This is a genomic window from Streptomyces sp. HNM0574 (assembly GCF_012726235.1).
GTDB lineage: Bacteria > Actinomycetota > Actinomycetes > Streptomycetales > Streptomycetaceae > Streptomyces.
In genome coordinates, this window is the sequence record NZ_JAASAH010000003.1 from 266049 (window position 1) to 287935 (window position 21887).

The 21887-nt window shown below is 73.8% G+C and carries 18 protein-coding genes and 1 pseudogene; 11 read left to right on the forward strand and 8 right to left on the reverse strand.

Going from position 1 to position 21887, the window contains the following annotated elements; genetic code table 11:
• Positions 1–24: 24 nt before the first annotated feature.
• Positions 25–966, reverse strand: a complete 942-nt coding sequence (locus HCC30_RS07935) for an ABC transporter substrate-binding protein (protein WP_169441619.1) — start codon at positions 964–966, stop codon at positions 25–27.
• Positions 967–1570: 604 nt separating this feature from the next.
• Between HCC30_RS07935 and HCC30_RS07940 the strand changes: the two genes are divergently transcribed.
• The gene (locus HCC30_RS07940) at positions 1571–2767 is read left to right on the forward strand and encodes an NADP-dependent malic enzyme (protein ID WP_346776540.1); all 1197 of its coding nucleotides are present in this window, start codon (positions 1571–1573) and stop codon (positions 2765–2767) included.
• 299 nt (positions 2768–3066) lie between these two features.
• On the opposite strand, the gene HCC30_RS07945 is transcribed toward HCC30_RS07940, so the two are convergent.
• Positions 3067–3855 carry a class I SAM-dependent methyltransferase gene (locus HCC30_RS07945; protein ID WP_169441620.1) on the reverse strand — a complete coding sequence of 263 codons (789 nt, stop codon included), beginning with the start codon at positions 3853–3855 and terminating at the stop codon, positions 3067–3069.
• Between the two features lie 80 nt (positions 3856–3935).
• On the opposite strand from HCC30_RS07945, the gene HCC30_RS07950 reads away from it, so the two are divergent.
• The gene (locus tag HCC30_RS07950) at positions 3936–4610 is read left to right on the forward strand and encodes a CGNR zinc finger domain-containing protein (protein WP_346776541.1); all 675 of its coding nucleotides are present in this window, start codon (positions 3936–3938) and stop codon (positions 4608–4610) included.
• Here the strand turns inward: HCC30_RS07950 and sodX are convergent.
• Positions 4553–4966 (reverse strand): annotated as a pseudogene (gene sodX / locus HCC30_RS07955) (nickel-type superoxide dismutase maturation protease); the annotation flags it as partial. The gene HCC30_RS07950 and the pseudogene sodX overlap by 58 nt on opposite strands.
• 151 nt (positions 4967–5117) lie before the next feature.
• Here sodX and sodN point away from each other — a divergent pair.
• The 6 genes from sodN to HCC30_RS07985 all read left to right on the forward strand — a co-directional run bounded on the left by sodN (position 5118) and on the right by HCC30_RS07985 (position 12260).
• Entirely contained in the window at positions 5118–5513 is a 396-nt protein-coding gene (sodN, locus tag HCC30_RS07960; RefSeq protein ID WP_169441622.1) for a superoxide dismutase, Ni, read from the forward strand.
• A 172-nt stretch (positions 5514–5685) separates the two neighbouring features.
• Entirely contained in the window at positions 5686–6096 is a 411-nt protein-coding gene (locus HCC30_RS07965) for a VOC family protein (RefSeq protein ID WP_169441623.1), read from the forward strand.
• A 195-nt stretch (positions 6097–6291) separates the two neighbouring features.
• Entirely contained in the window at positions 6292–7290 is a 999-nt protein-coding gene (locus tag HCC30_RS07970) for a sporulation protein (protein WP_169441624.1), read from the forward strand.
• A gap of 158 nt (positions 7291–7448) precedes the next feature.
• The gene (locus HCC30_RS07975) at positions 7449–9539 is read left to right on the forward strand and encodes an APC family permease (protein ID WP_169441625.1); all 2091 of its coding nucleotides are present in this window, start codon (positions 7449–7451) and stop codon (positions 9537–9539) included.
• Positions 9540–9961: 422 nt separating this feature from the next.
• Positions 9962–11428, forward strand: coding sequence for an amidohydrolase family protein (locus HCC30_RS07980; RefSeq protein WP_169441865.1), 1467 nt, complete (start codon positions 9962–9964; stop codon positions 11426–11428).
• Between the two features lie 61 nt (positions 11429–11489).
• Positions 11490–12260 carry an aminotransferase class IV gene (locus tag HCC30_RS07985; RefSeq protein WP_169441866.1) on the forward strand — a complete coding sequence of 257 codons (771 nt, stop codon included), beginning with the start codon at positions 11490–11492 and terminating at the stop codon, positions 12258–12260.
• Positions 12261–12568: 308 nt separating this feature from the next.
• On the opposite strand, the gene HCC30_RS07990 is transcribed toward HCC30_RS07985, so the two are convergent.
• From HCC30_RS07990 to HCC30_RS08000, 3 genes are all read right to left on the reverse strand, one after another.
• Positions 12569–14326: an FAD-dependent monooxygenase gene (locus HCC30_RS07990; RefSeq protein WP_169441626.1), complete on the reverse strand. Its 1758-nt coding sequence runs from the start codon at positions 14324–14326 to the stop codon at positions 12569–12571.
• Between the two features lie 105 nt (positions 14327–14431).
• Positions 14432–15601, reverse strand: a complete 1170-nt coding sequence (locus tag HCC30_RS07995; RefSeq protein ID WP_346776542.1) for a class I SAM-dependent methyltransferase — start codon at positions 15599–15601, stop codon at positions 14432–14434.
• A gap of 30 nt (positions 15602–15631) precedes the next feature.
• Complete coding sequence (locus tag HCC30_RS08000; protein ID WP_206323502.1) at positions 15632–16600, reverse strand: EamA family transporter; 969 nt, start codon at positions 16598–16600, stop codon at positions 15632–15634.
• 69 nt (positions 16601–16669) lie between these two features.
• On the opposite strand from HCC30_RS08000, the gene HCC30_RS08005 reads away from it, so the two are divergent.
• Both HCC30_RS08005 and HCC30_RS08010 read left to right on the forward strand, forming a co-directional pair.
• Complete coding sequence (locus HCC30_RS08005) at positions 16670–17593, forward strand: LysR family transcriptional regulator (protein ID WP_169441627.1); 924 nt, start codon at positions 16670–16672, stop codon at positions 17591–17593.
• Between the two features lie 140 nt (positions 17594–17733).
• A complete protein-coding gene (locus tag HCC30_RS08010) occupies positions 17734–17967 on the forward strand; it encodes a hypothetical protein (RefSeq protein WP_169441628.1) in 234 nt (77 codons plus the stop codon).
• A 66-nt stretch (positions 17968–18033) separates the two neighbouring features.
• Here the strand turns inward: HCC30_RS08010 and HCC30_RS08015 are convergent, their stop codons facing one another.
• Positions 18034–18564, reverse strand: coding sequence for an NUDIX hydrolase (locus HCC30_RS08015; protein ID WP_169441629.1), 531 nt, complete (start codon positions 18562–18564; stop codon positions 18034–18036).
• 85 nt (positions 18565–18649) lie between these two features.
• The gene (locus tag HCC30_RS08020; RefSeq protein WP_169441630.1) at positions 18650–20017 is read right to left on the reverse strand and encodes a transcriptional regulator; all 1368 of its coding nucleotides are present in this window, start codon (positions 20015–20017) and stop codon (positions 18650–18652) included.
• Between the two features lie 290 nt (positions 20018–20307).
• Between HCC30_RS08020 and HCC30_RS08025 the strand changes: the two genes are divergently transcribed.
• On the forward strand, positions 20308–21867 hold the full coding sequence (locus HCC30_RS08025; RefSeq protein WP_206323504.1) for a hypothetical protein: 1560 nt from the start codon (positions 20308–20310) through the stop codon (positions 21865–21867).
• Positions 21868–21887: the final 20 nt, after the last annotated feature.

The window sequence follows — 21887 nt, forward strand, 5'->3', positions numbered from 1 at the left end:
CGTGCGTGCCGGGTCCGCGCGCGCTCACGAGCCGCCGTTGATCTTCGCCTCGGAGACGGCGCCGTCCTCGATGCCCCACTTCTTCAGGATCTTCGCGTAGGTGCCGTCCTCGATGATCGCCTGGAGCCCGGCCCGGACGGCGTCCCGCAGTTCGCTGTTGTCCTTCGCGAACGCCATGCCGTAGGGCGCCGACTCCATCTGCTCACCGACGACTTCGAACTCGTTCCCGCTGGCGGCGGCGTGCGCCGCGACGGGGAAGTCGGCCACGTCCGCGACGACGGCGCCGGTCTTCAGACGGATGCGTGCCTGGTCGTCCGTCTCGTACGCCTCGACGGTGACCGGCTTCTTGCCGTCCTTCTCGCACTGCTTCGTCCGGTCCTTGAGGATGTCGTGCGAGACGGTGCCGCGCTGGGTGGCGACCTTCTTCCCGCACATCTCCTCCACCGAGTCGACCTTGTCCGGATTCCCCTTCCTGACGAGGATCGAGGAACCGGAGGAGAGGTAGTCGACGAAGTCGACGCCCTTGCCCGCCTTCTTGCCGTTGTCGTCCAGACCCTGCTGGCGCTCCTTGGTGTCCGACATCGACGACATCGCCATGTCGAAGCGCCCGGTCTGCATCGCCGTGATGAGCCCGTCGAAGGTGCCGTTCTGGAACTGGAACCGCACCCCGAGCTTCTTCCCGACCGCCTGCGCGATCTCCGGGTCGACGCCGACGATGTCGGCCCCGTCCTGGTACTCCATGGGCCGGTAGGCGGCGTCCGAACCGACCTTGACGACGCCCTGGTCACGGATCTTCTGCGGGAGCTTGTCCGCCAACGGCGGCCCCTCGCCCCGGTCCTGGGCCCGCCGCGCCTGGGCCGCGTCCGTCTGGTCGCCGCAGCCGGTCAGGGTGACCAGCAGGGCGCCGGTGACGGCGAGCGCCACGGGCGCGACGGCGAGGGGACGGCGGCGGATGGGTGCGGTCATGCGGGGTCCTCCTGCGAAACGAGAACAGCGGCCGGCGCGGGAAACCGCGTACGGCCCCCTGACGTGCGTCTTCTTCCCCTTACGGGCACAGGGTGCCGAGTGCCGAAGCGGCGTACGAGTGGACGGAATCCTGCCATCAGGACGGCTGATTGCAGAGGCTCAGCAACATCAAAATCGGATAACGGAACCAGCCATCCGGATAGTGGACGGACGCCCGCTCGTTGGGGCTCGGTCGGGTATGGGGCGCGGTGACCGGCCGTCGTACGGCGCCTGTGCGTGCTGTGAGACGGACATCACGCGCAGTGGGCCGGAACGGCGTGAACTCCCGGCCGAACCAGGGCTTCTGGGCGCGGGCGCGCCCGTGCGTCCCGCCGTGACGGGGCCCTTCGGGGCCGGAAGCGGCTCGTCCCCGTACGGCCTCGTCGGGTAGAAAGGTCGCTTACACCCCTCACCCGGGGACCAGGGCGCGTGTGCGGCGCGCCCGGCGTCCGCGCCTCCCCCTGGACGGCGGTTATCCGCCGGACGGGAAGCGGATGTGGTGCCCGCCCGCTCCTCAACCAGGGAGCGGCCACCCTCACACGAAAACGACAAAGGGGTCATCAAAGTGTCAGCGGAGATCGTCAATCCGAAGGACGGGCTGGGCGAGGATCTCATCGATCCGGCCTTCGCCCTGCACCGGAGCGGCAAGATGGCGGTGCAGGCCACCGTTCCCGTGCGGAACGCGGACGACCTGTCCCTCGCCTACACGCCGGGCGTCGCCAAGGTGTGCAGCGCCATCGCCGAACAGCCCGAACTCGTCGACGAGTACACCTGGAAGTCCCAGGTCGTCGCCGTCGTGACGGACGGCAGCGCGGTGCTCGGCCTGGGCGACATCGGCCCGCAGGCCAGCCTTCCGGTGATGGAGGGCAAGGCCATCCTCTTCAAGCAGTTCGGCGGCGTGGACGCGGTCCCGGTGGCGCTCGACTGCCGGGAGACCGACGAGATCGTGGAGACCGTCGCCCGGCTCGCACCGTCGTTCGGCGGCGTCAACCTGGAGGACATCTCGGCACCCCGGTGCTTCGAGATCGAGGAGAAGCTCAAGCAGCGCCTCGACGTCCCCGTCTTCCACGACGACCAGCACGGCACGGCCATCGTCACGCTGGCGGCGCTGCGCAACGCGGCCCTGCTCAGCGAGCGGCCGCTGGGCGACCTGCGCGCCGTCATCTCCGGCGCGGGTGCCGCGGGCGTCGCGATCGCGAAGATCCTGACCGAGGCGGGCATCGGCGACGTCGCCGTGTGCGACCGCAAGGGCATCGTCTCGCAGGACCGCGAGGACCTGACGGCCGTCAAGCGCGAGCTGGCCGGGTTCACCAACAAGGCCGGGCTGACCGGTTCGCTGGCGGACGCGATGGCGGGCGCGGACGTCTACATCGGCGTCAGCGGCGGCACCGTCCCCGAGGAGACCGTCGCGACGATGGCCGAGGGCGCGTTCATCTTCGCCATGGCCAACCCGAACCCGGAGATCCACCCGGACGTCGCGCAGAAGTACGCCTCGGTCGTCGCGACCGGACGCAGCGACTACCCGAACCAGATCAACAACGTGCTCGCCTTCCCCGGTGTCTTCGCCGGCGCGCTCCAGGTCCGCGCCACGGACATCACCGAGGGCATGAAGCTCGCCGCCGCCGAGGCGCTGGCCGCGGTCGTCGCGGACGAGCTGAGCGCCGACAAGGTCATCCCGTCGCCGTTCGACGAGCGGGTGGCCCCGGCCGTCACCGCCGCCGTCGCCGCCGCGGCCCGAGCGGAGGGCATCGCCCGCCGCTGACGCACCACCCCCGCGCCCCTCTTGGGGGCGCGGGGAGGAGCGCCCCGTCAGGGGCGCGGGGAACTGCGCCTCTTGGGGGCGCGGGGAACTGCGCGAACGGCCACGACGTACGGGGTGGTCCGGTGACGGCGATGAGCACCCCGCGCCGGGGTGAGCGCGCTGCGCTTGCCAGCCCTGCGCCTACGGCGCAGTTCTCCCAAGCGGGGTGAGCCCGCGAAAAAGGGGCGCGGGGAACTGCGCAAAAGCTCAGCCACGAAGCACCCGCACCCCGCGACGCACAGGACGCGGCACCCCGCCGCTCAGCGCAGCCCCAGCACCACCGCGTCCCCCGGCGAACTCCACACCACCCGCGACTCCGCGAACCCCGCCCCGCGCAACATCTCCACGTGCCACGCGGGCGACTGGAACTGCCCGTCCGCGTGATCCCCCCGCGCCGGATCGCCGAAGATCCGGTAGCGCTCGGCGACGACGTCCGCCAGCACCGGGTCGGCGGCCATCTCCTGCCACCACTCCACCCAGCCCTGCCGCCCCGCCGCGGCCTCCCGCTCCCGCCGCGCCTTGTCGAAGGCGTGCGCGGCCTCGTTGATCCGGGGCGTGACCGGGTCGGGCATGTGGTCCGCGTTGAGGAACACCCCGCCCTCCCGTACGACGCCGGCCAGCTGCCCGTACAGCCGGCTCAGCGCGTCCGTCCGCATCCAGTGCAGGGCCGTGGCGGTGAGGACGGCGTCGTAGCGGCGGTGCAGCAGCTTCGCGGGCCAGTCCGGGTCGGTCAGGTCGACGGTGACGAAGCGGGCGCGCGGCTCGTCGGCGAAGTGGCCGCGGGCGATGGCGAGCAGCGCGGGGTCGAGGTCGGCCCCGGTGGTGCGGGCGCCGGGCAGCCGGGCGAGCAGCCGTCCGGAGATGCTGCCGGTGCCGCAGGCGAGGTCGAGGACCTCGGGTTCGGGGCCGGTGAGCGCCTCGGTCATCTCCAGCATGACGCGGAAGCGTTCCTCACGGTCCGGGAGGTACCACTCCTGCTGCCGGTCCCAACTGTCCTGCCGGGCCTTCCAGTACGCGTGGTCCGCGGTGGCGGCGGTCACCTGAGTCATCACGATCCCTTCCCTGCGTAATACCCTCTAGGCGAAAACAGGCATTACCCACAGTAGGCCCGGGCCGGTAAGGATCACAAGTGGAACTCAGCTATTACTCGAACATGGCGGTGCAGCTCGTCAACACCGAGCGGCCCGACCGCGGCGAGGACACGCTGACGTCCGTCGAGGCCGTGCGCGAACTGTGCGGCCCCATGGTGCAGATGGCGAAACGCGCCGCCGAGGCCGACGTCGGCAGGCTCCGCGCCGTACGCACCCGGCTCCGCGCCGTCTTCGCGGCGGCCGCCGAGGGCGACGAGGTCCGCGCCGTCGACCTGCTCAACGCCCTGCTCATGGAGTTCCCGACGAGCCCGCAGATCTCCGGCCACGAGTTCCTGGACGACGAGGGCCGCCCGCGCTGGCACATGCACCTGGCCGACCACCCCGTCACCGCCACCGCCGGCTACGCGGCGACTGCCTGCATGGGCCTCGCCTTCCACCTCACCGAGCTCGGCGTCGACCGGCTCGGCATCTGCAACGCCGACCCGTGCCGCAACGCCTACCTCGACACCTCGACCAACCGCTCCCGCCGCTACTGCTCCGACCGCTGCGCCACCCGCGCCAACGTCGCCGCCTACCGCGCGCGCAAGCGCCGCGAGAGCGAGGAGCGCCCGCGCGAGAGCCGCGAACGCAGCGGCAGCGGCAGCCGTACCCGCACCAGCGGCCGCACCGCCCCCAGCGCCCAGCCCGCGACGGACGGCACCGAGGACCGCTGACCCCCGCGCGGGCGCGGCCGCACCCGCAACCAGGCCCGGGCCACGAGCAGTTCGTCCGGTACCGCCCCGAACTCCCGGCTGTCGTTGCGTACGCCCGGATTGTCGCCGACCACCCACCAGCCGGCACCGCGCCGTTCGACCGCGCGCTTCACGATGAGCAGATCGTGCTGGAACGGGTGCTTCATCACGACCACGTCACCCGGCCGCACCGTCCCGCCGTACCGCACCACCAGGTGGTCGCCGGGGTGCAGCGTCGGCAGCATCGACGGGTTGTAGACCTCGGCGAGTCCGATCCGCTTCAGCAGTCCGCCCCCGTCCGGCTCAGGACGTCCCTGCTCATGTGCGCTCTCCGGCATCTCCCGCTCCGCCTCCGGTCCACCTGCGGCCAGTCCTCGTCCCCGCACACGGGGGGACTTTTGTCGTAAGCCCCAGGGGGCACACGCCAAAAGCCTTCCCGCACGGAGTAATCTCGCACGTGAGAAGACGATCACGAGGAAGGACAGCTGCATGCTTTCCCGCCTGTTCGCCCCCAAGGTGCAGGTCAGCGCCCACTGCGACCTCCCCTGCGGCGTGTACGACCCGGCCCAGGCCCGCATCGAGGCCGAGTCCGTCAAGGCCGTCCAGGAGAAGTACCAGGCCAACGAGGACCCGGCCTTCCGTACGCGCGCCATCGCCATCAAGGAGGAGCGCGCGGAGCTCGCCAAGCACCACATCTCGGTGCTGTGGAGCGACTACTTCAAGCCCCCGCACTTCGAGAAGTACCCGGAGCTGCACCAGCTGGTGAACGACGCCCTCAAGGCGCTCAGCGCGGCCAAGGGTTCCACCGACCCGGCCACGGGCCAGAAGGCTCTGGACTACATCGCCCAGATCGACAAGATCTTCTGGGAGACCAAGAAGGGCTGACCCACCCTCAGCCCCGGGGCCCAGGCCCCACCCACCGCACCCGGCGCTCCATCCGAGCCGCCGGGTGCGGTTTTTGGTGGGCGGGGCGGCGGGACGCGGCCGCCGCACGTACGGTCGTCGGGCGCCCCGCGCGCCAGTTGGCCGTTGCCGTCCGCCTCGTCGAGGAGCCCCCATGCCCCCACCCCGCCTCACCGGCCGCGTCGCCCCCGTCCTCCCCAGTCGCGATCTGGACGGGACGGTGCAGTTCTACGCCCGGCTCGGGTTCGGGGTGGTGGGGAGGTATCCGGAGGAGGGGTATCTGATTCTTGAACGGGACGATGTGGAGCTGCACTTCTTCCTGGCGCCGGGGACGGATCCGGGGTGTGACGCGCAGTCCGCCTACGTCCGGCTGGAGGGGGACGCGGGGAACGTGTTCCGGGCCTGGGCGGGGCTCGGGATCAGTGGGGCGGGGGATGCGGTGCCGCGGCTGGTGGCGCCGGTGGACACCCCGTACGGGATGCGGGAGTTCGCGCTCGTGGACGGGGACGGGAATCTGCTGCGGATCGGGTCGGAGCTCACCGGCCCTGCGTCTACAGACGTGTAGAAACAAGCCAATTCCCCGAGGCCGGAGCGGGTGCGCGAAGGCCTCTCCCCCGGGCCCGCCAAGGGAGTTGGGGCCCGTACCGGCTGTCCGAAACCGCCTGCTTGTCGTCCGGTGGGGCGTAGCGGCCTCAGGAGAATGGCGTCGCCGGGTGACCGGCGTCCCAGAAGACGAGAACCCGAAGGAGCGTGCACCGCGATGGTGTTCGGCAAGCTGTTCCAGGCCCTCGGCAGGGGCGGGCCCTCGGTGGACACCGTGCTCCAGGACACCGCGGCGACGCCGGGCGGCACCCTGGAGGGACAGGTCCACCTGGAGGGCGGCTCGGCCGAGGCGGACGTCCGGCAGATCACGCTGGAGCTCGTCGCCCGCGTCGAGGCCGAGGGGCACGACGGCGAGGAGCGCGGGGACGTCGTCTTCGAACGCTTCACCGTGGGCGGCGGTTTCCGCCTCGCGGAGGGCGAGCGCCGCAGCCTCCCGTTCGGCGTCGTCCTGCCGTGGGAGACGCCGGTGACACAGCTGCACGGGCAGCCGCTCGGCATCGTGCTCGGCGTCCGTACCGAGGTGGAGCTCGACGGCGCGAAGGACAAGGGCGACCTGGACGCGCTGGCGGTCGGCCCGCTGCCGGTCCAGGAGGCGGTGCTGGAGGCGCTCGGCCAGCTGGGCTTCGGCTTCGCCTCGGCCGACCTGGAGCTGGGCACCATCCACGGCACCGGCCAGCGGCTGCCCTTCTACCAGGAGATCGAGCTCACGCCCCCGCCGCGGTACGCGCAGCAGCTGAACGAGGTGGAGCTGACGTTCCTGGCCCACCCCGGCGGCACGGAGGTGGTGCTGGAGGCGGACAAGCGCGGCGGCCTGTTCTCCGGCGGGCACGACACCGTGCACAGCTTCACCGTCCGGCACGAGGACGCCGAGGGCACGGACTGGAACGGTACGGTCGACGGCTGGCTGCTCAGCCTCCTCGAACAGCGCGCCCCGTCCGCCGCCGGCTACGCCGGGCACCACGCGCACGGAAGCTTCGACCCGCACCACGGCCACGGCGCGCACCAGGAGCGTTCGGGTCCGGGCGTGGGCACCGCCGTCGCGGCCGGGGCCGCCGGGCTCGCGGTCGGTGTCGCGGGCGGGCTGGTGGCCGCCGAGGTGGTCGACGAGATCGGCGACGCCTTCGAGGACGACGAGGAGGACGAGGACGAGGAGTGAGCACGGGCGGAACGGGCCCGTGACACCCCTGCGTCACGGGCCGGCCGCCGGGGCGTGACGGGTGTGACGAAGCCCGCGCCGGGGCGCCGTCAAGGCCCCGTATGGGGCCCGTCAACACCGCGTCAAAGGTCTTCGGCGGGCTCCTAGAGTTCCCTTTCGTGCCCAAACCCTCCGACATACCCAAGCGTCTCCTGCTGGGTCGTGCGCTGCGCAGTGACAAGCTCGGCGAAACACTGCTGCCCAAGCGGATCGCGCTTCCGGTCTTCGCCTCCGACCCGCTGTCCTCCGTGGCGTACGCGCCGACGGAGGTGCTGCTGGTCCTCTCCGTCGCGGGGGTCTCCGCCTACGCCTTCAGCCCGTGGATCGCCGTCGCGGTCGTGGTGCTGATGTTCACCGTCGTCGCCTCGTACCGGCAGAACGTGCACGCGTACCCGAGCGGCGGCGGCGACTACGAGGTCGCCACCACCAACCTGGGGCCGAAGGCGGGGCTGACGGTCGCGAGCGCGCTGCTCGTCGACTACGTGCTCACGGTGGCGGTGTCGATCTCCTCCGGCGTGGAGAACCTCGGCTCCGCGATCCCCTTCGTCATCGAGCACAAGACGCTCTGCGCGGTCGTGATGATCGTGCTGCTGACGGTGATGAACCTGCGGGGCGTGAAGGAGTCGGGGAAGCTCTTCGCGATCCCGACGTACGTGTTCGTCGGCGGCGTCTTCACCATGCTCGCCTGGGGTGCCTTCCGCGGGCTCGTGCTCGGCGAGGAGATGCGGGCGCCCACGGCCGGCTTCGAGGTGCGGCCCGAGCACGGTGAACTGGCCGGTTTCGCCATGGTGTTCCTGCTGCTGCGGGCCTTCTCCTCCGGCTGCGCGGCGCTCACCGGCGTCGAGGCGATCAGCAACGGCGTGCCCGCGTTCCGCAAGCCCAAGTCGAAGAACGCGGCGACGACGCTGGCCCTGATGGGCGGGCTCGCCGTCACCATGTTCTGCGGCATCGTCGCGCTGGCCCTGGCGACCGGCGTGAAGATCGCCGAGCATCCGGCCACGCACCTGACGCACAACGGCGAGCCGGTGGGCGCCGGTTACACCCAGAACCCGGTGATCTCGCAGGTCTCGGCCGCGGTCTTCGGCGAGGGCTCGTTCTTCTTCGTGCTGCTCGCCGCGGCCACCGCGCTGGTGCTCTTCCTCGCCGCGAACACCGCGTACAACGGCTTCCCGCTGCTCGGCTCGATCCTGGCGCAGGACCGCTACCTGCCCCGCCAGCTGCACACCCGCGGCGACCGGCTCGCCTTCTCCAACGGCATCGTGCTGCTCGCGGGCGCGGCGGCGGTGCTCGTCGTGCTGTACGACGCGGACTCCACCAAGCTGATCCAGCTCTACATCGTGGGCGTCTTCGTCTCGTTCACGCTCAGCCAGACCGGCATGATCCGGCACTGGAACCGGCATCTGAAGCGGGAGGGGCGCCCGGCGGAGCGGCGGCGGATGCTGCGCTCGCGGGCGATCAACACCTTCGGCGCGTTCTTCACGGGGCTGGTGCTGGTCGTCGTGCTGATCACCAAGTTCACGCACGGCGCCTGGGTGGCCCTGGTCGGCATGGCGCTGTTCTACGTGACGATGCTCGCCATCCGCCGCCACTACGACCACGTGCAGAGCGAACTGGCCGTGGACGACGGGCAGGAGGACTCCGTCGCCGCGCCGTCCCGGGTGCGCTCCCTGGTCCTCGTCTCGACGCTGCACAAGCCCGCGCTCCGCGCCCTGGCCTACGCCCGGCTGATGCGCTCGCACACCCTGGAGGCGGTCAGCGTCGGCGTGGACCCGGCGGAGACGGAGGCGCTGTGGCGCGAGTGGCAGCGCCAGGGCATCGAGGTGCCGCTGACGATCCTGGACTCCCCGTACCGCGAGATCACCCGCCCGGTCGTCGACCACGTCAAGGCGATGCGCCGGGAGAGCCCGGGGGACGTGGTCTCGGTGTACATCCCGGAGTACGTCGTAGGCCACTGGTACGAGCAACTGCTGCACAACCAGAGCGCGTTGCGGCTCAAGGGGCGGCTGCTGTTCACGCCCGGCGTGATGGTCACCTCCGTCCCGTGGCAGCTGGACTCCTCGGAGGCCGCCAGGAAGCGGGCCCGCAGGGGCGCGGAGTGGCACCAGCCGGGCGCGGTCCGGCGGGGGTCGGCGGGTGAGGGGGCGGCGGAGGTCCCCGCGCAGGGCGGCCCGGCATCCGTGGAGGAGCGGGCCGCCGCGGAGGAGAGCTGACGGTTCCGGCCGTCGGGAACCCGGGTGCCGGCACCCGGGTTCCGCTGTTTTTCGGGCCGGGTTCCGGTGTTTCCGGGCTCGGGTTACGCCACTGCCGCGGCCCGACTCGTGGGCGTGACCTGGGAGTTCGAGGGGCGCCCCGAGGGTTCCGCCACTGTGGGCGCCGGAGGCCGGGGCGGGCGCCCTCCTACCGCATCCCGGAAGGCTTGTTCCGGGTCGCGGGTGGCTCTAGGGTGCCGCCGTCCCCGGAACGCGCGGTACCGCTCCCGGGGCACGGGTCGGCACGGACCGGCAGCGGGCCGGACGAACAGCGGAAGCAGGCGGGCGGGTTGGCGCACGAGCAGGAGCACCAGGGTCACCGGGGACAGCAGGGGCAGAACGTCCCGGAAGCGGAACCGTCCCCGGAGCGGAACGAGGACGGCATGGGACGGCGCGGCTTCCTCCGCGACGTCGGACTGACCGGCGCGGGCGTCCTGGGCGCCTCGGTGGCGGGCGGCGGCAGCGCGGCAGCGGCGCCGGCGGAGCCCGCACCGACCGGGCACGCGCGCGGCGCGGGCGGTGAACGGCGGCTCGGTCCCGGCGACTTCGGCGGCGAGCGGCAGCTGCTCCTCCCCGAGGTCGTCCTGCTGCCGGACGGGCCGCGGCGCGGGCAGGGCGTCCTCGTCGAGAAGGGCAGGTTCCGCGAGGTCGGCGACGCGGACCGGCTCACCGCACGGCACCCGAACCTCCGTCCCGTACGGATGGACGGCAAGCTGCTGATGCCGGGGTTCGTCGACGCGCACCACCATCTGACGCAGAGCTTCGGCAAGGCCCAGGCGTTCGGGCAGCCCTCGGAGATCTTCAAGTCCGTCTGGGAGCCGCTGGAGCACGCGCTGGACGAGAAGAGCGCGTACCTGTCCGCGAAGCTCGCCTCGCTGGAGGCGCTGCGCGGCGGCTTCACCACCGTCGCGGACGCGGGCACCCGCGCTCCCGTGGACGTCGAGGTGGTGGCGCGCGGCGCGGAGGAGGCGGGCATCCGCTGTGTGCTGGCGCGCGTGGTCTCCGACGGCAAGGGCGGCGAGGAGCACCTCGGCCGCTGGGACGGGAACCCGCTGATCCATCCCTCGCTGGCGATACCCGTCCCCGAGGACGCCACGGCCGCCGTCCACCGGAAGACGGCGAAGCTGTGCGCCGAGGCGGACGCGGTGCTCCAGGTGCACGTGAACGAGCATCTGGCCTCCGTGGAACGCTCGTTGAAGAGCACCGGACGCCGTCCCCTGGAGTACCTGCACCACATCGGCGCGCTCGGCCCGCACACCCTCGGCGCGCACGGCACGCTGCTGACGCCCGCCGAGATGCGGATGCTCGCCGACAGCGGCGCGGCCCTCAGCTACAACCCGGTGGCCAGCTCCTGGAAGGGCAACGCCGTCACGCACGCGACGATGCTGGACGCCATGGGCGTACGGTTCGGCACCGGCACGGACGGCACCCGCGGCGACGGCTTCCGGCTCGTCGACGCGGCCGAGACGGCACAGCGCCTGGCGTACGGGATCGCCTCGGGCGACTCGGTGTGCGGCGCGGGACGCATGTGGCTGCGGCACGCGACCTCGCTCAGCGCGGACGCGCTCGGGCTGGGGAAGGTCACCGGCGAGATCGCCGAGGGGCGGGCCGCGGACTACCTCGTCGTCGACCTCCGGGTCCCCGAACTGACGCCCAGCACCGACCTGGAGTGGGAGCTGGTCCGCTTCGGCAACCGGGATCTGATCACCGCGGTGGTCGTCGCGGGACGCCTCCGCCTGTGGGAGGGCAACCCGCGCGACTGGGACGCCTCGGCCCTCGTCGACGAGGTCGCCTCCCTCGCCCCCGAGGTCGTCCGGCGCGCGGACATCGACCGGGTGGAGCCCCGCTGAACCCGTCCGCCCGCCCTGCCATGCTGGCCCGGTGACGGACGCGAGGAACGCAGCGGGAACAGTGGCGGAGATCGACGGGCGGGAGGCCGGCGCGGACGAGCTGAGGGCCCTCGCGCTCACCAACTACGGGCACTTCACGACCCTCCGCGTGGAGGACGGCGCCGCGCGCGGACTGGCCCTCCATCTGGAACGCCTGCGCCGCGACTGCTTCGCGCTGTTCGGTGCGGAGCTCGACACCGGACGGGTACGCGAGTGGGTACGCCGGACGCTGCCGGCCCGGGGCGCGACGACTGTCCGGGTGACCGTCTTCGACCCCGGGCTCGGCCTCGCCCGGCCCGAACAGGCCGCCGCGCCGCGCGTGCTGGTGACGCGGCGGGAGGCGGCCGGGGAGGCGCTGCCGCCGCTGCGCGTACGGTCCGTCACCTACGAGCGGGACGCGCCGGAGGTGAAGAGCGTCGCGCTCTTCGGCTCCCTGCGGCAGCGGCGCGCGGCCCGGCTCGCGGGGTACGACGACGCGCTGTTCACGGACCGGCGCGGGCGGGTGTCCGAGGGCGGCACGTGGAACATCGGCTTCGTCGACGCCGGGGGCCGGGTGGTGTGGCCGGAGGCGGAGTGCCTGGAGGGCGTCACCATGCGGCTGCTGCGCGGGGCGGGCGCGTGCGCGCCCGTCCCGCTGTCCGAGGCGGTCCGGATGGAGGCCGCCTTCGCCACCAACGCGGCGTTCGGCGTCCGCCCCCTCGCCTCCCTGGACGACCGCGAATTCCCACCCACCCACCCGGTGCTGCACGACCTCACCACGAGGTACGCGGCCATCCGGCCGGAGCCGGTCTGAGGCCCGTGCAGGGGCGCGGGGAACTGCGCCTCTTGGGGGCGCGGGGAACTGCGCGATCTTGGGGGCGCGGGGAACGGCGCCCTCTTGGGGGCGCGGGGAACGGCGCGAACGGCCACGGCGGACGGGTGGTCCGGTGACGACATGGAGCACCCCGCGCCGGGGCTGAGGCGCTGCGCTTGCCAGCCCTGCGCCTCTGGCGCAGACCTCCCAAGCGGGGTGGGCCCGCGAAGGGGCGCGGGGAACTGCGCGAACGGCCACGGCGCCCCCGCACCCGCCCACACCGCCCCGCACCCCGCGAAGGAACCGCGCTACGCGCGCCCCAGCACCCCCCGCACCGCCGCGCCCAGCAGCGACGTCGCCGAGCCGCCCGGCTCCCCGTGCCGGAAGGCGACGTACTGGTCGGGCCGCACCAGCACGCACCCGCCGTCGGCGACCTCACGCACCGCGTCCCAGTCCCCGTAGGGGTCCTCGTACTCCTGCCCGGGCCCGATGACGAACGCGCCGATCTCGCAGCCCAGTTCACGCGAGACGTCCGCCGCCGCGCGGACCCAGCACTCGCCGCCGATCCCGGTGAGCAGCGCGAACCGGCCGCCGCCCGCGAGGTCCAGGGTGGAGAGCCGGTGCCCGTCCGCTCCGGTGATCCAGGCGTGCGGGAGCCGGGCGCCGGGGCGGCTGCTGGGCTGGTGGTGCAGTTCCGGGTCGCGGGGGAAGCCGGGGTCGGGGGTGCCGTCGGGGACGACCGCGTCCGAGGTGTAGCGCTGGTTCATCTCGACGCCGTGCGCGTTGAGTTCGTACACCTTCGCGTCGAGCGCCTCGCGCAGCATCCGCCGCCGCTTCTCGGCCTCGGGGGTGGCGTCCTTGCGCGCCTCCACCCGGCGCCACATCTCCTCCGGTTCGCCGGTGGAGAGCAGGTCGAGGGACTCGAAGACGGGCTGGGTCTCGCCGATGCTCTTGTTCGCGCGCTCCACGATCTGCGCGCCGACGGGCGCCCGCTCCGCGTCGTAGGTGCCGAGCAGCGCGGGGGACGCCGTGCCGTCGAGGACGAGCTTGAGCTTCCAGGCGAGGTTGTAGGCGTCCTGGACGGAGGTGTTGGAGCCGAGCCCGTTGGACGGCGGGTGCCGGTGCACGGCGTCCCCGGCGCACAGCACGCGCCGGTCGGTGTAGCGCTCGGCGTACTGGTGGTTGACCGTCCAGGCGGAGGTGGAGGTGATCTTCACCGGTACCGGGTCGTCGGCGTCGCCGAGCAGGCGGTGGACGACGGAGAGCGCGTACTCCTCGGTGAGGTCGGGCTCCCCTTCCTCCAGGTCGTAGCCCCAGATGGCCATCCACTCGTTCCAGGGGCGCACGCAGCGCACCACTCCGGCGCCGATCCCGCCCACCGTGGCGCCCGGGGAGAGCATCCAGTAGAGGGTGCTGGGGCGGTGCGCGGTGAAGCGGCTGAGGTCGGCCTCGAAGACGATGTTGATGCTGCCGGCGACGCCCATCCGGCCGCGCATCGGCAGCCCGGCGTTCTCCGCGACGCGGCTGCGCCCGCCGTCGGCGCCGATCAGATAGCGCGCGCGTATCTCGTAACTGTCGCCGCGCAGCCGGTCCTTGACGAGCGCGGTGACTCCGTCCTCGTCCTGCTCGTGGGAGAGGTACTCGGTGGCGAAGCGGAGTGCCGCGCCGCGGGAGACGGCCGCGTCGACGAGGACGGGCTCCAGCAGGTGCTGCGGCATGTCGCACATGCGGCTGGGGCTGGCGAGTTCGTGCGCGGCCTGCACGTGCGGGTCGTTGCCCCAGGAGCGCACCCGGCCCAGCTCCTGCCCGGCGAGACTGGTGCAGAAGACGGTCTGGCCCATGAAGTGCTGCGGGGTGGCCTGCGCGGCCACCCGGTCCTCGACACCGAGGTCCCGGAAGACCTCCATGGTGCGCTGGTTGGTGATGTGCGCGCGAGGGGTGTCCGCCAGCCTGCTGTGACGGGTGACGACCATGGTGCGCACTCCGTACGTGCTGAGCGCGAGCGCGGCCGTGGCCCCTGCCGGGCCGCTGCCCACGATCAGTACGTCGGTTTCGATTCTCTGCACGACGGTGCTGCTCCTGTTCCCGGGTCACGGTGACAGGAAGATCGTAACGGTGTTGGTTTCTCCTTCAACTTCCCGTCGGCGCAGGGCGGTTGAGCACCCGGCAGGTCAGTCCCCGGCGGCCCGCCGCAGCCGCCAGAGCGAGGTGGTCTCGGCGGCGCGGGCCGCGTGCAGCGGGTCACCGGCGTCGGCGGCGCGGGGATGGCGCGGCCGGATGTCCTCGCGTCCCGCGACCTCCAGGCCCGCCGCGCCGATCCAGCCGAGCAGTTCCTCGCGGGTGCGCAGGCCCAGGTGCTCGGCGAGGTCGGAGAGGATCAGCCAGCCCTCGCCGTCCTCCGTCAGCCGCTCCGCGAGCCCGCCCAGGAAGCCGCGCAGCATCCCGCTGCCCGGGTCGTACACCGCGTGCTCCAGCGGCGAGGTCGGCTTGGCCGGCACCCACGGCGGGTTGCAGACGACCAGCCCGGCCCGGCCCTCGGCCGCGTCCGGGAAGAGGTCGGCCGGTACGACGTCCACCGTGCCGCGCACGCCCAGCCGTTCGAGGTTCGCGCGGGCGCAGTCGAGCGCGCGCGGGTCCTGGTCGGTGGCGACGACCCGGCGCACCCCACGGCGCGCGAGCACCGCGGCGAGCACCCCGGTGCCCGTGCCGATGTCGAAGGCCGTGCCCACGCCGGGCGGCAGCGGCGCCCCGGCGACCAGGTCGACGTACTCGCCCCGCACCGGCGAGAAGACCCCGTACGCGGGGTGCACGCGCTCGCCGTCCAGCGCCGGGACCGGCACCCCCTTGCGCTGCCACTCGAACGCGCCCACCAGCCCGAGCAGTTCCCGCAGCGCGAGCACGGAAGGACCCGCGTCCGGCGGCCCGTACGCCGCCTCGCACGCGCCGTGCACCTCGGGGGCGCGGCGCAGCGGAACGGTGTACGCGCCGTCGCCGCTCTCCAGCGGGACGAGCAGCATGCCCAGGACGCGGGCGCGGCGGGAGAGGGCCTGCCGGTGCAGATGGAAGGACTCGGCCGGGGTGGCGCCCGGCTTCGCGGGCTTGCGGTCCACCCGGCGGGCCAGCGCGGACAGCAGCTGCCGCGCGCCGTGGAAGTCACCGCGCCACAGCAGCGCCGTCCCCTCGCAGGCCAGCTTGTACGCGGCGTCCGCCGTCATCCGGTCGTCCGCCGTCCGCACCCGCTTGGGCGGCCGGGCGCCGCTCTCGGAGCGCCACCGCGCGGTGCGCGTCGTGCCGTCCTCGTCCCATGCGACGGTCTGCTGCTCAGCCTGCTGCTCGTTCACCGGCCCAGCCTATGGCGTCGGCGGGCCCGGTCAGCGCGCGGAGCCCGTCCGGACGGCGCCCATGCTCGCGGCGACGACCAGCGCGATCGCGACCAGCTCCACCGGACCGAAGCTCTGGTCCAGCACCAGGAACCCGGCCGTGGTCGCCGCGACCGGCATCAGGCTCATCAGCACCGCGAAGGTCGCGGCCGGCAGCCTGCGCAGCGCGAACAGCTCCAGGGTGTACGGCAGCCCGGAGGAGAGCACCGCGACGGCGGCGCCCAGCCCCAGCGTGACCGGGTCGAGCAGCGCAGCCCCCGCGTCGGCCACCCCCAGCGGCGCGCTGACCAGCGCGGCCACGCCCATCGCCAGCGCCAGCCCGTCCACCCCGGGGAAGCGCGCCCCGGTCCTGGCGTTGAAGACGATGTACGCGCTCCACATGGCCCCGGCGGCGAGCGCGAAGGCGACGCCCGCGACGTCGAGCTTGTCGAAGCCGCTGCTGCCCAGCAGGTACACCCCGGCCAGCGCCAGCCCGGCCCACAGCCAGCTGAGCGCGCGGCGGGACGCGACGACGGACAGGGTGAGCGGGCCGAGCAGCTCCAGGGTGACCGCGGCGCCGAGCGGAATCCGGTCGATGGCCTGGTAGAAGAGCGAGTTCATGGTGCCGAGCGCGACGCCGAGGCCGATGACGACGCCCCAGTCGGCGCGCGAGTGGCCCCGTACCTTCGGCCGGCACACCGCGAGCATGATCAGCGCGGAGAAGATCAGCCGCAGCGCGACGACGCCGAGCGCGCCCGCGCGCGGGAACAGCGTCGCGGCCACCGCGGACCCGAACTGGAGCGACATCGCGCTGCAGATCACCAGGCCCACGGCACCCAGCCGCGCCCGGCTCACGCCCGCCTGCCCGCCGTCGGGCCCCGTACCGCGCGTGGCGGAGACGGCGGCGGCCGCCTCGGGGGCCGCGGACTCGGGGAGGGCTGCGGTGGCGTCGGCCCCTGCCGGGCGGTCGGCATGCGTCATACCGGAACGCTAGGACCTGCCCGTTCCAGCTGTGAAATGCCACGGCACCGGTGGTTATGCTCCGTGGACATGACCAACGTCGAGCTGCGGCACCTCCGCGCCTTCCTCGCCATTGCCGAGGAGGGCAGCATCACCGCGGCCGCCGCGCGGCTGCGCGTCGGCCAGCCCGCGCTCTCCCGCACCCTGCGCGCGCTGGAGGACCGGATCGGCGCCCGGCTCGTCGACCGCTCCACCCACCACCTGGAGCTCACCCCCGAGGGACGCGCCTTCCACGGCCGCGCCGCCTCGGCCGTCACCGCCTTCGACCACGCGCTCGACCCCACCCGGCCCGCGCACCGGCCGCTCCGCCTCGGCCACGCCTGGTCCGCGCTGGGCCGCTGGACGACACCGCTGCTCCGCCGCTGGCGCGCCGAGCACCCCGGGACACCGCTGGAGCTGCTCCGCCTCGACGACCGCACGGCCGGACTCCTCGGCGGCCGCGCCGACGCGGCCCTCCTGCGCGGCGAACACCCGGGCCCCGGGGCGGAGTTCACCGTCGAGGGCTTCCGGCCCGGCGAGCTGGTGAGCACCTGGCTGCTGGACGAGCCCCGCGTCGCCGCCGTCCCCGCGGACAGCGAACTCGCCCGCGCCGCCGGCCCGTTGACGCTGGCGGACCTGGCCGGGATGCCGATCGCCCTCAACACCGTCTCCGGGCACACCACCCTGGACCTGTGGCCCGCCGGCGTCCGCCCCGACGCCTCCCGCACCGTCGAGGTCGCCAACACCGACGACTGGCTGGGCGCGATCGCCGCGGGCGGCGCCGTCGGCGTCTCCACCGAGGCGACGGCCCAGCTGCACGTCCACCCGGACGTCCGCTACCGCCCGCTCGCCGGGGTCTCCCCCGTGTCGCTGCTGCTGGTCCACCGCGCCGCCCCGGTGCACCCGGCCGTGCCCGCGCTGGTGCGGCTGGCCCGCGAGGTGCTCGGCGGCCCGCCCCCGGCCGGCCCGCATTGAGCCTTCCGTCCGTCACCCGTGCGAGGGGAACCCGTCGGCCGGGGCACGCGTTCTTCCGAGAAGAGCGGAGACGGGGCACACCGCTCCTCCGCGGAATTCCGTGCCACCCGTTCCGTACCGCACCAGCAGGAGGCAGGACCATGGCGGGTTTCCTCGACAGGGCCAAGGAACAGGCCCAGTCAGCGCTCAACCAGGGCAAGCAGAAGGTGGACGAGGTCCAGGCACAGCGCGCGGGCCAGGACCTGCTGCGCAAGCTGGGCGCCGCCTACTACGCCGAGCAGCGCGGCAACGGCTCGGCCGACGACGTGCAGCGGGCCCTCACGGAGCTGGAGCAGCACATCGCCACCCACGGCGACGGCTTCCTGCACCACTGAGGAAGCACGCGCGCACGGCCCCGCGGGCAGGTCGTCCGCGGGGCCGCGCCGTGCCCGGGCCGCGCCTCAGCCGAAGCGCAGGCGGTGCAGCATCAGCAGCGCCGCCGCCGTGTTCGCGGCCGGCACCTCGCCGCGGGCGACGAGTTCGGGCGCCTCCTTGAGCGGCACCCACTCGCGCTTGTCGGACTCGAAGTCGTCCTCGGGGTGCCCGGCGAACTCGGCCGTCTCCGACCAGTAGATGTGGTGCCGGGCGTCGGTCAGGCCGTTGGACGGCTCGACGGTCATCAGCGGCTCCAGCGGTCCCGGACGCCAGCCGGTCTCCTCCAGCATCTCGCGCGCGGCCGCCGCGGCGATCTCCTCCCCGTCGTCGACGACACCGGCGGCCAGCTCCCAGCCCCAGCTGTCGGTGATGAACCGGTGCCGCCACAGCAGCAGCACCTCGTTCCTCTCGTTGACGGTGGTCGCCATCGCCACCGGCCGCAGCCGGATCAGATAGTGGTCGAGATGGCGGCCGTCCGGGAGAAGCACGTCCGCGAGGTTGACCCGTAGCCACTGGTTCTCGTACACAGTGTGTTCACCCAGGTTGTTCCATTGCACGTATGTGCCCCCTTCCTGGCGGAAATTGGGCACATCCCAGCACGCCGCGACGCCCGCACGACAGGAGGCGCACAGCCACGGCCCCTCACCGCAGGGGCACCCGCAGCGCCTCCTCGATCAGCCGCGCCGCCTCGGCCGCCGGCGTCCCCGGCGACCGCACCAGGTGGTCGCGCACCTGCCGCATCCGGCCCCGCAGCCGCTGCGACTCGATGCCCTGCGCGTGGCCCACCATCTCGGCCGCGATGCGCGCCGCCCGCTCCGCCTCGCCGCTGCGCAGCGCGACGTCGGTGAGCGTCGCCAGCCGGTTCACCCGCCCGCGCACATGCGCGGGGGCGCGGGCGGCCTCCTCGGCGTACCGGCCGGCCGCGTCCAGCTCGCCCAGCGCCAACAGCGTCTCGGCCAGCCGGACTTCGAGCAGCCCCGGCTGGACGTAGCCGGTCTCCTCCGGCTCGTTCTCCGGCCTGATGCGCTGCGCGTAGGACTCGGCCGCGCGCATGCGGCTGTGCGCCGTAGCCGCGTCCCCCAGCCGTGCGTAGGCCGTGGCCTGCATCGCGTACAGGTCGGTGGCGAGCGCGGGGGACGCCTGCGCGCCCGGCGTGCGCAGCACGGCCTCGGCGCAGGCGATGGCGCGGCGGTTGTCCCCGAGGAACAGCGCCTGGTTGACCAGGAGGGCCACCACGTAGCCGCCGAACATCCGGTCCCCGCTGGCCTTTCCGAGCCGCAGCGCCTGGTGGAAGTACCGCTGCGCCAGCCCCTGCGCGTCCGCGTCGTACGCGCAGATCCCGCCGACGGCGGCCAGCGAGCCCGCGGCGCGGCACAGACTCCGGCCCGTGCGGTCCCCGTACCCGCCGCGCAGCAGGGGCGCGACCTCGCCGGTGAGGAAGCCGACGACGCGGGGGCGGGTCGCGACGCCGCCCGCGTTCCGGTACAGGTGCTCGTAGTGGCCCCGCGCCGCGTGCAGCACGGCCACGTCGACCTCGGTGACGGGCAGTTCGCCGCGGTGCGAGACGTCCGCGTCCTCCGGCGGGTTCTCCCACTCCCACACCGGCGCGACGGCGGCCGCGCCGGTCAGCAGCGGCGGCCCGGGCGCCCCGGCCCGCACCTGGTCCGACCGCAGGTCGGAGCGCCAGGAACCGACGGCGCGCTCGACGAACCGGCCGAGTCCGCCGTCGTCGCCCGCGTCCCGCGGGGCGGGGGGAACGGCGGCGGGCGCGGCCATGCCGATGTCGGCGAGGGTGAGTGTGCGGCCGAGCCGCCGGCCGAGCACCTCGCACACGAACTCGGGGACCCGGCCGCGCGGGCGCTGGCCCTTCAACCACCGCGCGACGGCGGTGTGGTCGTAACGCAGGGTGCTTCCGGCTTCCGCGCCGAGCCGGTTGACGCGCGCCGCGAGACCGGACCGGGAGATCCCCGACTGGTCCAGCAGCGCGTCCAGTTGACTGTTGGGCTCCATCCCGCCCTCCGTCGTCCAACTCCTGCTTCGCAGAGTAACGGACGTGCGTTCACACAGGGTGTGAAAAAGCCACTCGCACACACCCTCCGTACACACTCCCGCGCGGGCGCCGCATCCGCTTCTCTGGACAGTGCCCCGGCAGACCCGGGCGGACGGGGCCTCCGGCCGCCCCGGCCGGTGCACACGCACCGTGCACACCGGCCGCCCACGCAGAGCAACTGCCCACGCACAGCGACCAGAAGGAGCGCCACACGTGAACGACCCGATACTCGTCCGGCAGGTGACCAGCCGTGCGGTCCGCTGAACACCCACGCCGGTCCCCCGCCCCCAACCTCGCGCTCCGTTCCCTCCTCCAGGAGACGGGATGGACCCAGGAAACCCTCGCGCGAGCGGTCACCCGCACCGGCACGGAGGTGGGACTGCGGCTGCACTACGACCGCACCTCCGTCGCCCACTGGCTGCGCGGCAGCCGCCCCGAGCCGCAGGTGCAGCGGCTGATGGCCGAGGCGCTGTCACGGCGCCTCGGCCGCCCCGTCACCGTGACCGAGCTGGGCATGGGCGACGGCCGCAGCGGCGGCCCCGGACGCCGCCCCGCCCGGGAAGCCGACGACGCGGGCCACGGCAGGGCGGCCGACGCCGACGCCACGGGCCTCGCCGCCGCGCACCCCGTGGACCGGCTCGCCGCCCTCACCGCCCCCGTCGTCGGCCCGCCCCGCGCGGCGCCCCCGTCCCCGGCCCCGTACCGCCTCACCCTGGTCACGGACCCGCCGCCCGCCCAAACCCCGTCCCCCGGGCGCCCGTTGCTGCCGCCGGCCACGGGCGCGTACCCCCACCTGCTCCGCCCGCCCCGGAAAGCCCTCCCCGCCATCCCCCGGGGCGGGCGGTCGGCCCGCCGTACCGATCCCGGCGAGGTGGCCTCCGTGCACGAGCACACCCGGTTCTTCGCCCAGCAGGCCGACCGGTACGGCGGCGGCCACATCCGCACCTCGCTCGCCGCGTACCTCTCCGGCCTGGTCCGGCAGCTGCGCGCCGGCGGCGAAGGGCCGCACCACGCGGCCCTGTTGGCCGGCACGGCCCGCCTCGGCTTCCTGCTGGCCAGGGTGTACGCGGACGAGCAGCGGCACGGGCTCGCCCAGCGCGCCTTCCTCACCGCGGCCGAACTCGCCCGCGAGGGCGAGGACCCGGAGGGCGTGGCCCTCGCGTACCGCGCGCTGAGCACCCAGGCCCACGAGCTGGGCCACCGCGCGCAGAGCCTCGCCCTCGCCGAGGCGGCCTGCCGCGCGGCACCGCCGGACGCCCCGCCGTCGGCCCGCTCCTTCCTGTACGCGGGCCTCGCCGTCGCGCACGCGGCGGACGGCGGGAGCGCCCGCGCGACCGAGGCGCTGGACCGCGCGGAACGCGAACTGGCCCGCACCCCGGCCGACTTGACGACCGGCCCGGACAGCCCGCTCGGCGAGGGCGCCGGCGCGTACCAGCAGGCGGCGCTGCTCTACCAGTCCAGCCGGGTGCGCGCCCGGCTCGGCGACCCCGACGGCGCGGTCCGTGACCTGCGCGCCTCCCTCGACGTACGGCCCCGCGGCGAGCGCCGGGCGCGCGCCGTGAGTCACGCGGAACTCGCCGAACTCCTGCTGGCGTACGGCCGTTTGGAGGAAGCGTGCGCGGCCTGGCAGATCTTCCTGGAGGACTGTGCCATGGTCCGCTCTGGACGTGCCCGCCGCGCCCGCGACCGCATGCCCCGCCTGCTGCGGCCGTACGCGCGAGAGCAGTGTGTGCGGGCGCTGTTCACCCGCGCCGGAGCCGGTCACGGGCCGGACGGGGCGCCGCGGGAACACCCCGCGAACGCCCGGTGAACGCGCCGGGAGGCAGCCGC

What these genes read in the sequence shown, in the direction of transcription:
- HCC30_RS08020 (WP_169441630.1), bottom strand. Translation starts at nt 20,017, where the DNA reads ATGGAGCCCAACAGTCAACTGGACGCGCTGCTGGACCAGTCGGGGATC.
- HCC30_RS07980 (WP_169441865.1), top strand. Translation starts at nt 9,962, where the DNA reads ATGGGACGGCGCGGCTTCCTCCGCGACGTCGGACTGACCGGCGCGGGC.
- HCC30_RS07965 (WP_169441623.1), top strand. Translation starts at nt 5,686, where the DNA reads ATGCCCCCACCCCGCCTCACCGGCCGCGTCGCCCCCGTCCTCCCCAGT.
- HCC30_RS08010 (WP_169441628.1), top strand. Translation starts at nt 17,734, where the DNA reads ATGGCGGGTTTCCTCGACAGGGCCAAGGAACAGGCCCAGTCAGCGCTC.
- HCC30_RS08000 (WP_206323502.1), bottom strand. Translation starts at nt 16,600, where the DNA reads ATGACGCATGCCGACCGCCCGGCAGGGGCCGACGCCACCGCAGCCCTC.
- HCC30_RS07945 (WP_169441620.1), bottom strand. Translation starts at nt 3,855, where the DNA reads ATGACTCAGGTGACCGCCGCCACCGCGGACCACGCGTACTGGAAGGCC.
- HCC30_RS07935 (WP_169441619.1), bottom strand. Translation starts at nt 966, where the DNA reads ATGACCGCACCCATCCGCCGCCGTCCCCTCGCCGTCGCGCCCGTGGCG.
- sodN (WP_169441622.1), top strand. Translation starts at nt 5,118, where the DNA reads ATGCTTTCCCGCCTGTTCGCCCCCAAGGTGCAGGTCAGCGCCCACTGC.
- HCC30_RS07970 (WP_169441624.1), top strand. Translation starts at nt 6,292, where the DNA reads ATGGTGTTCGGCAAGCTGTTCCAGGCCCTCGGCAGGGGCGGGCCCTCG.
- HCC30_RS08005 (WP_169441627.1), top strand. Translation starts at nt 16,670, where the DNA reads ATGACCAACGTCGAGCTGCGGCACCTCCGCGCCTTCCTCGCCATTGCC.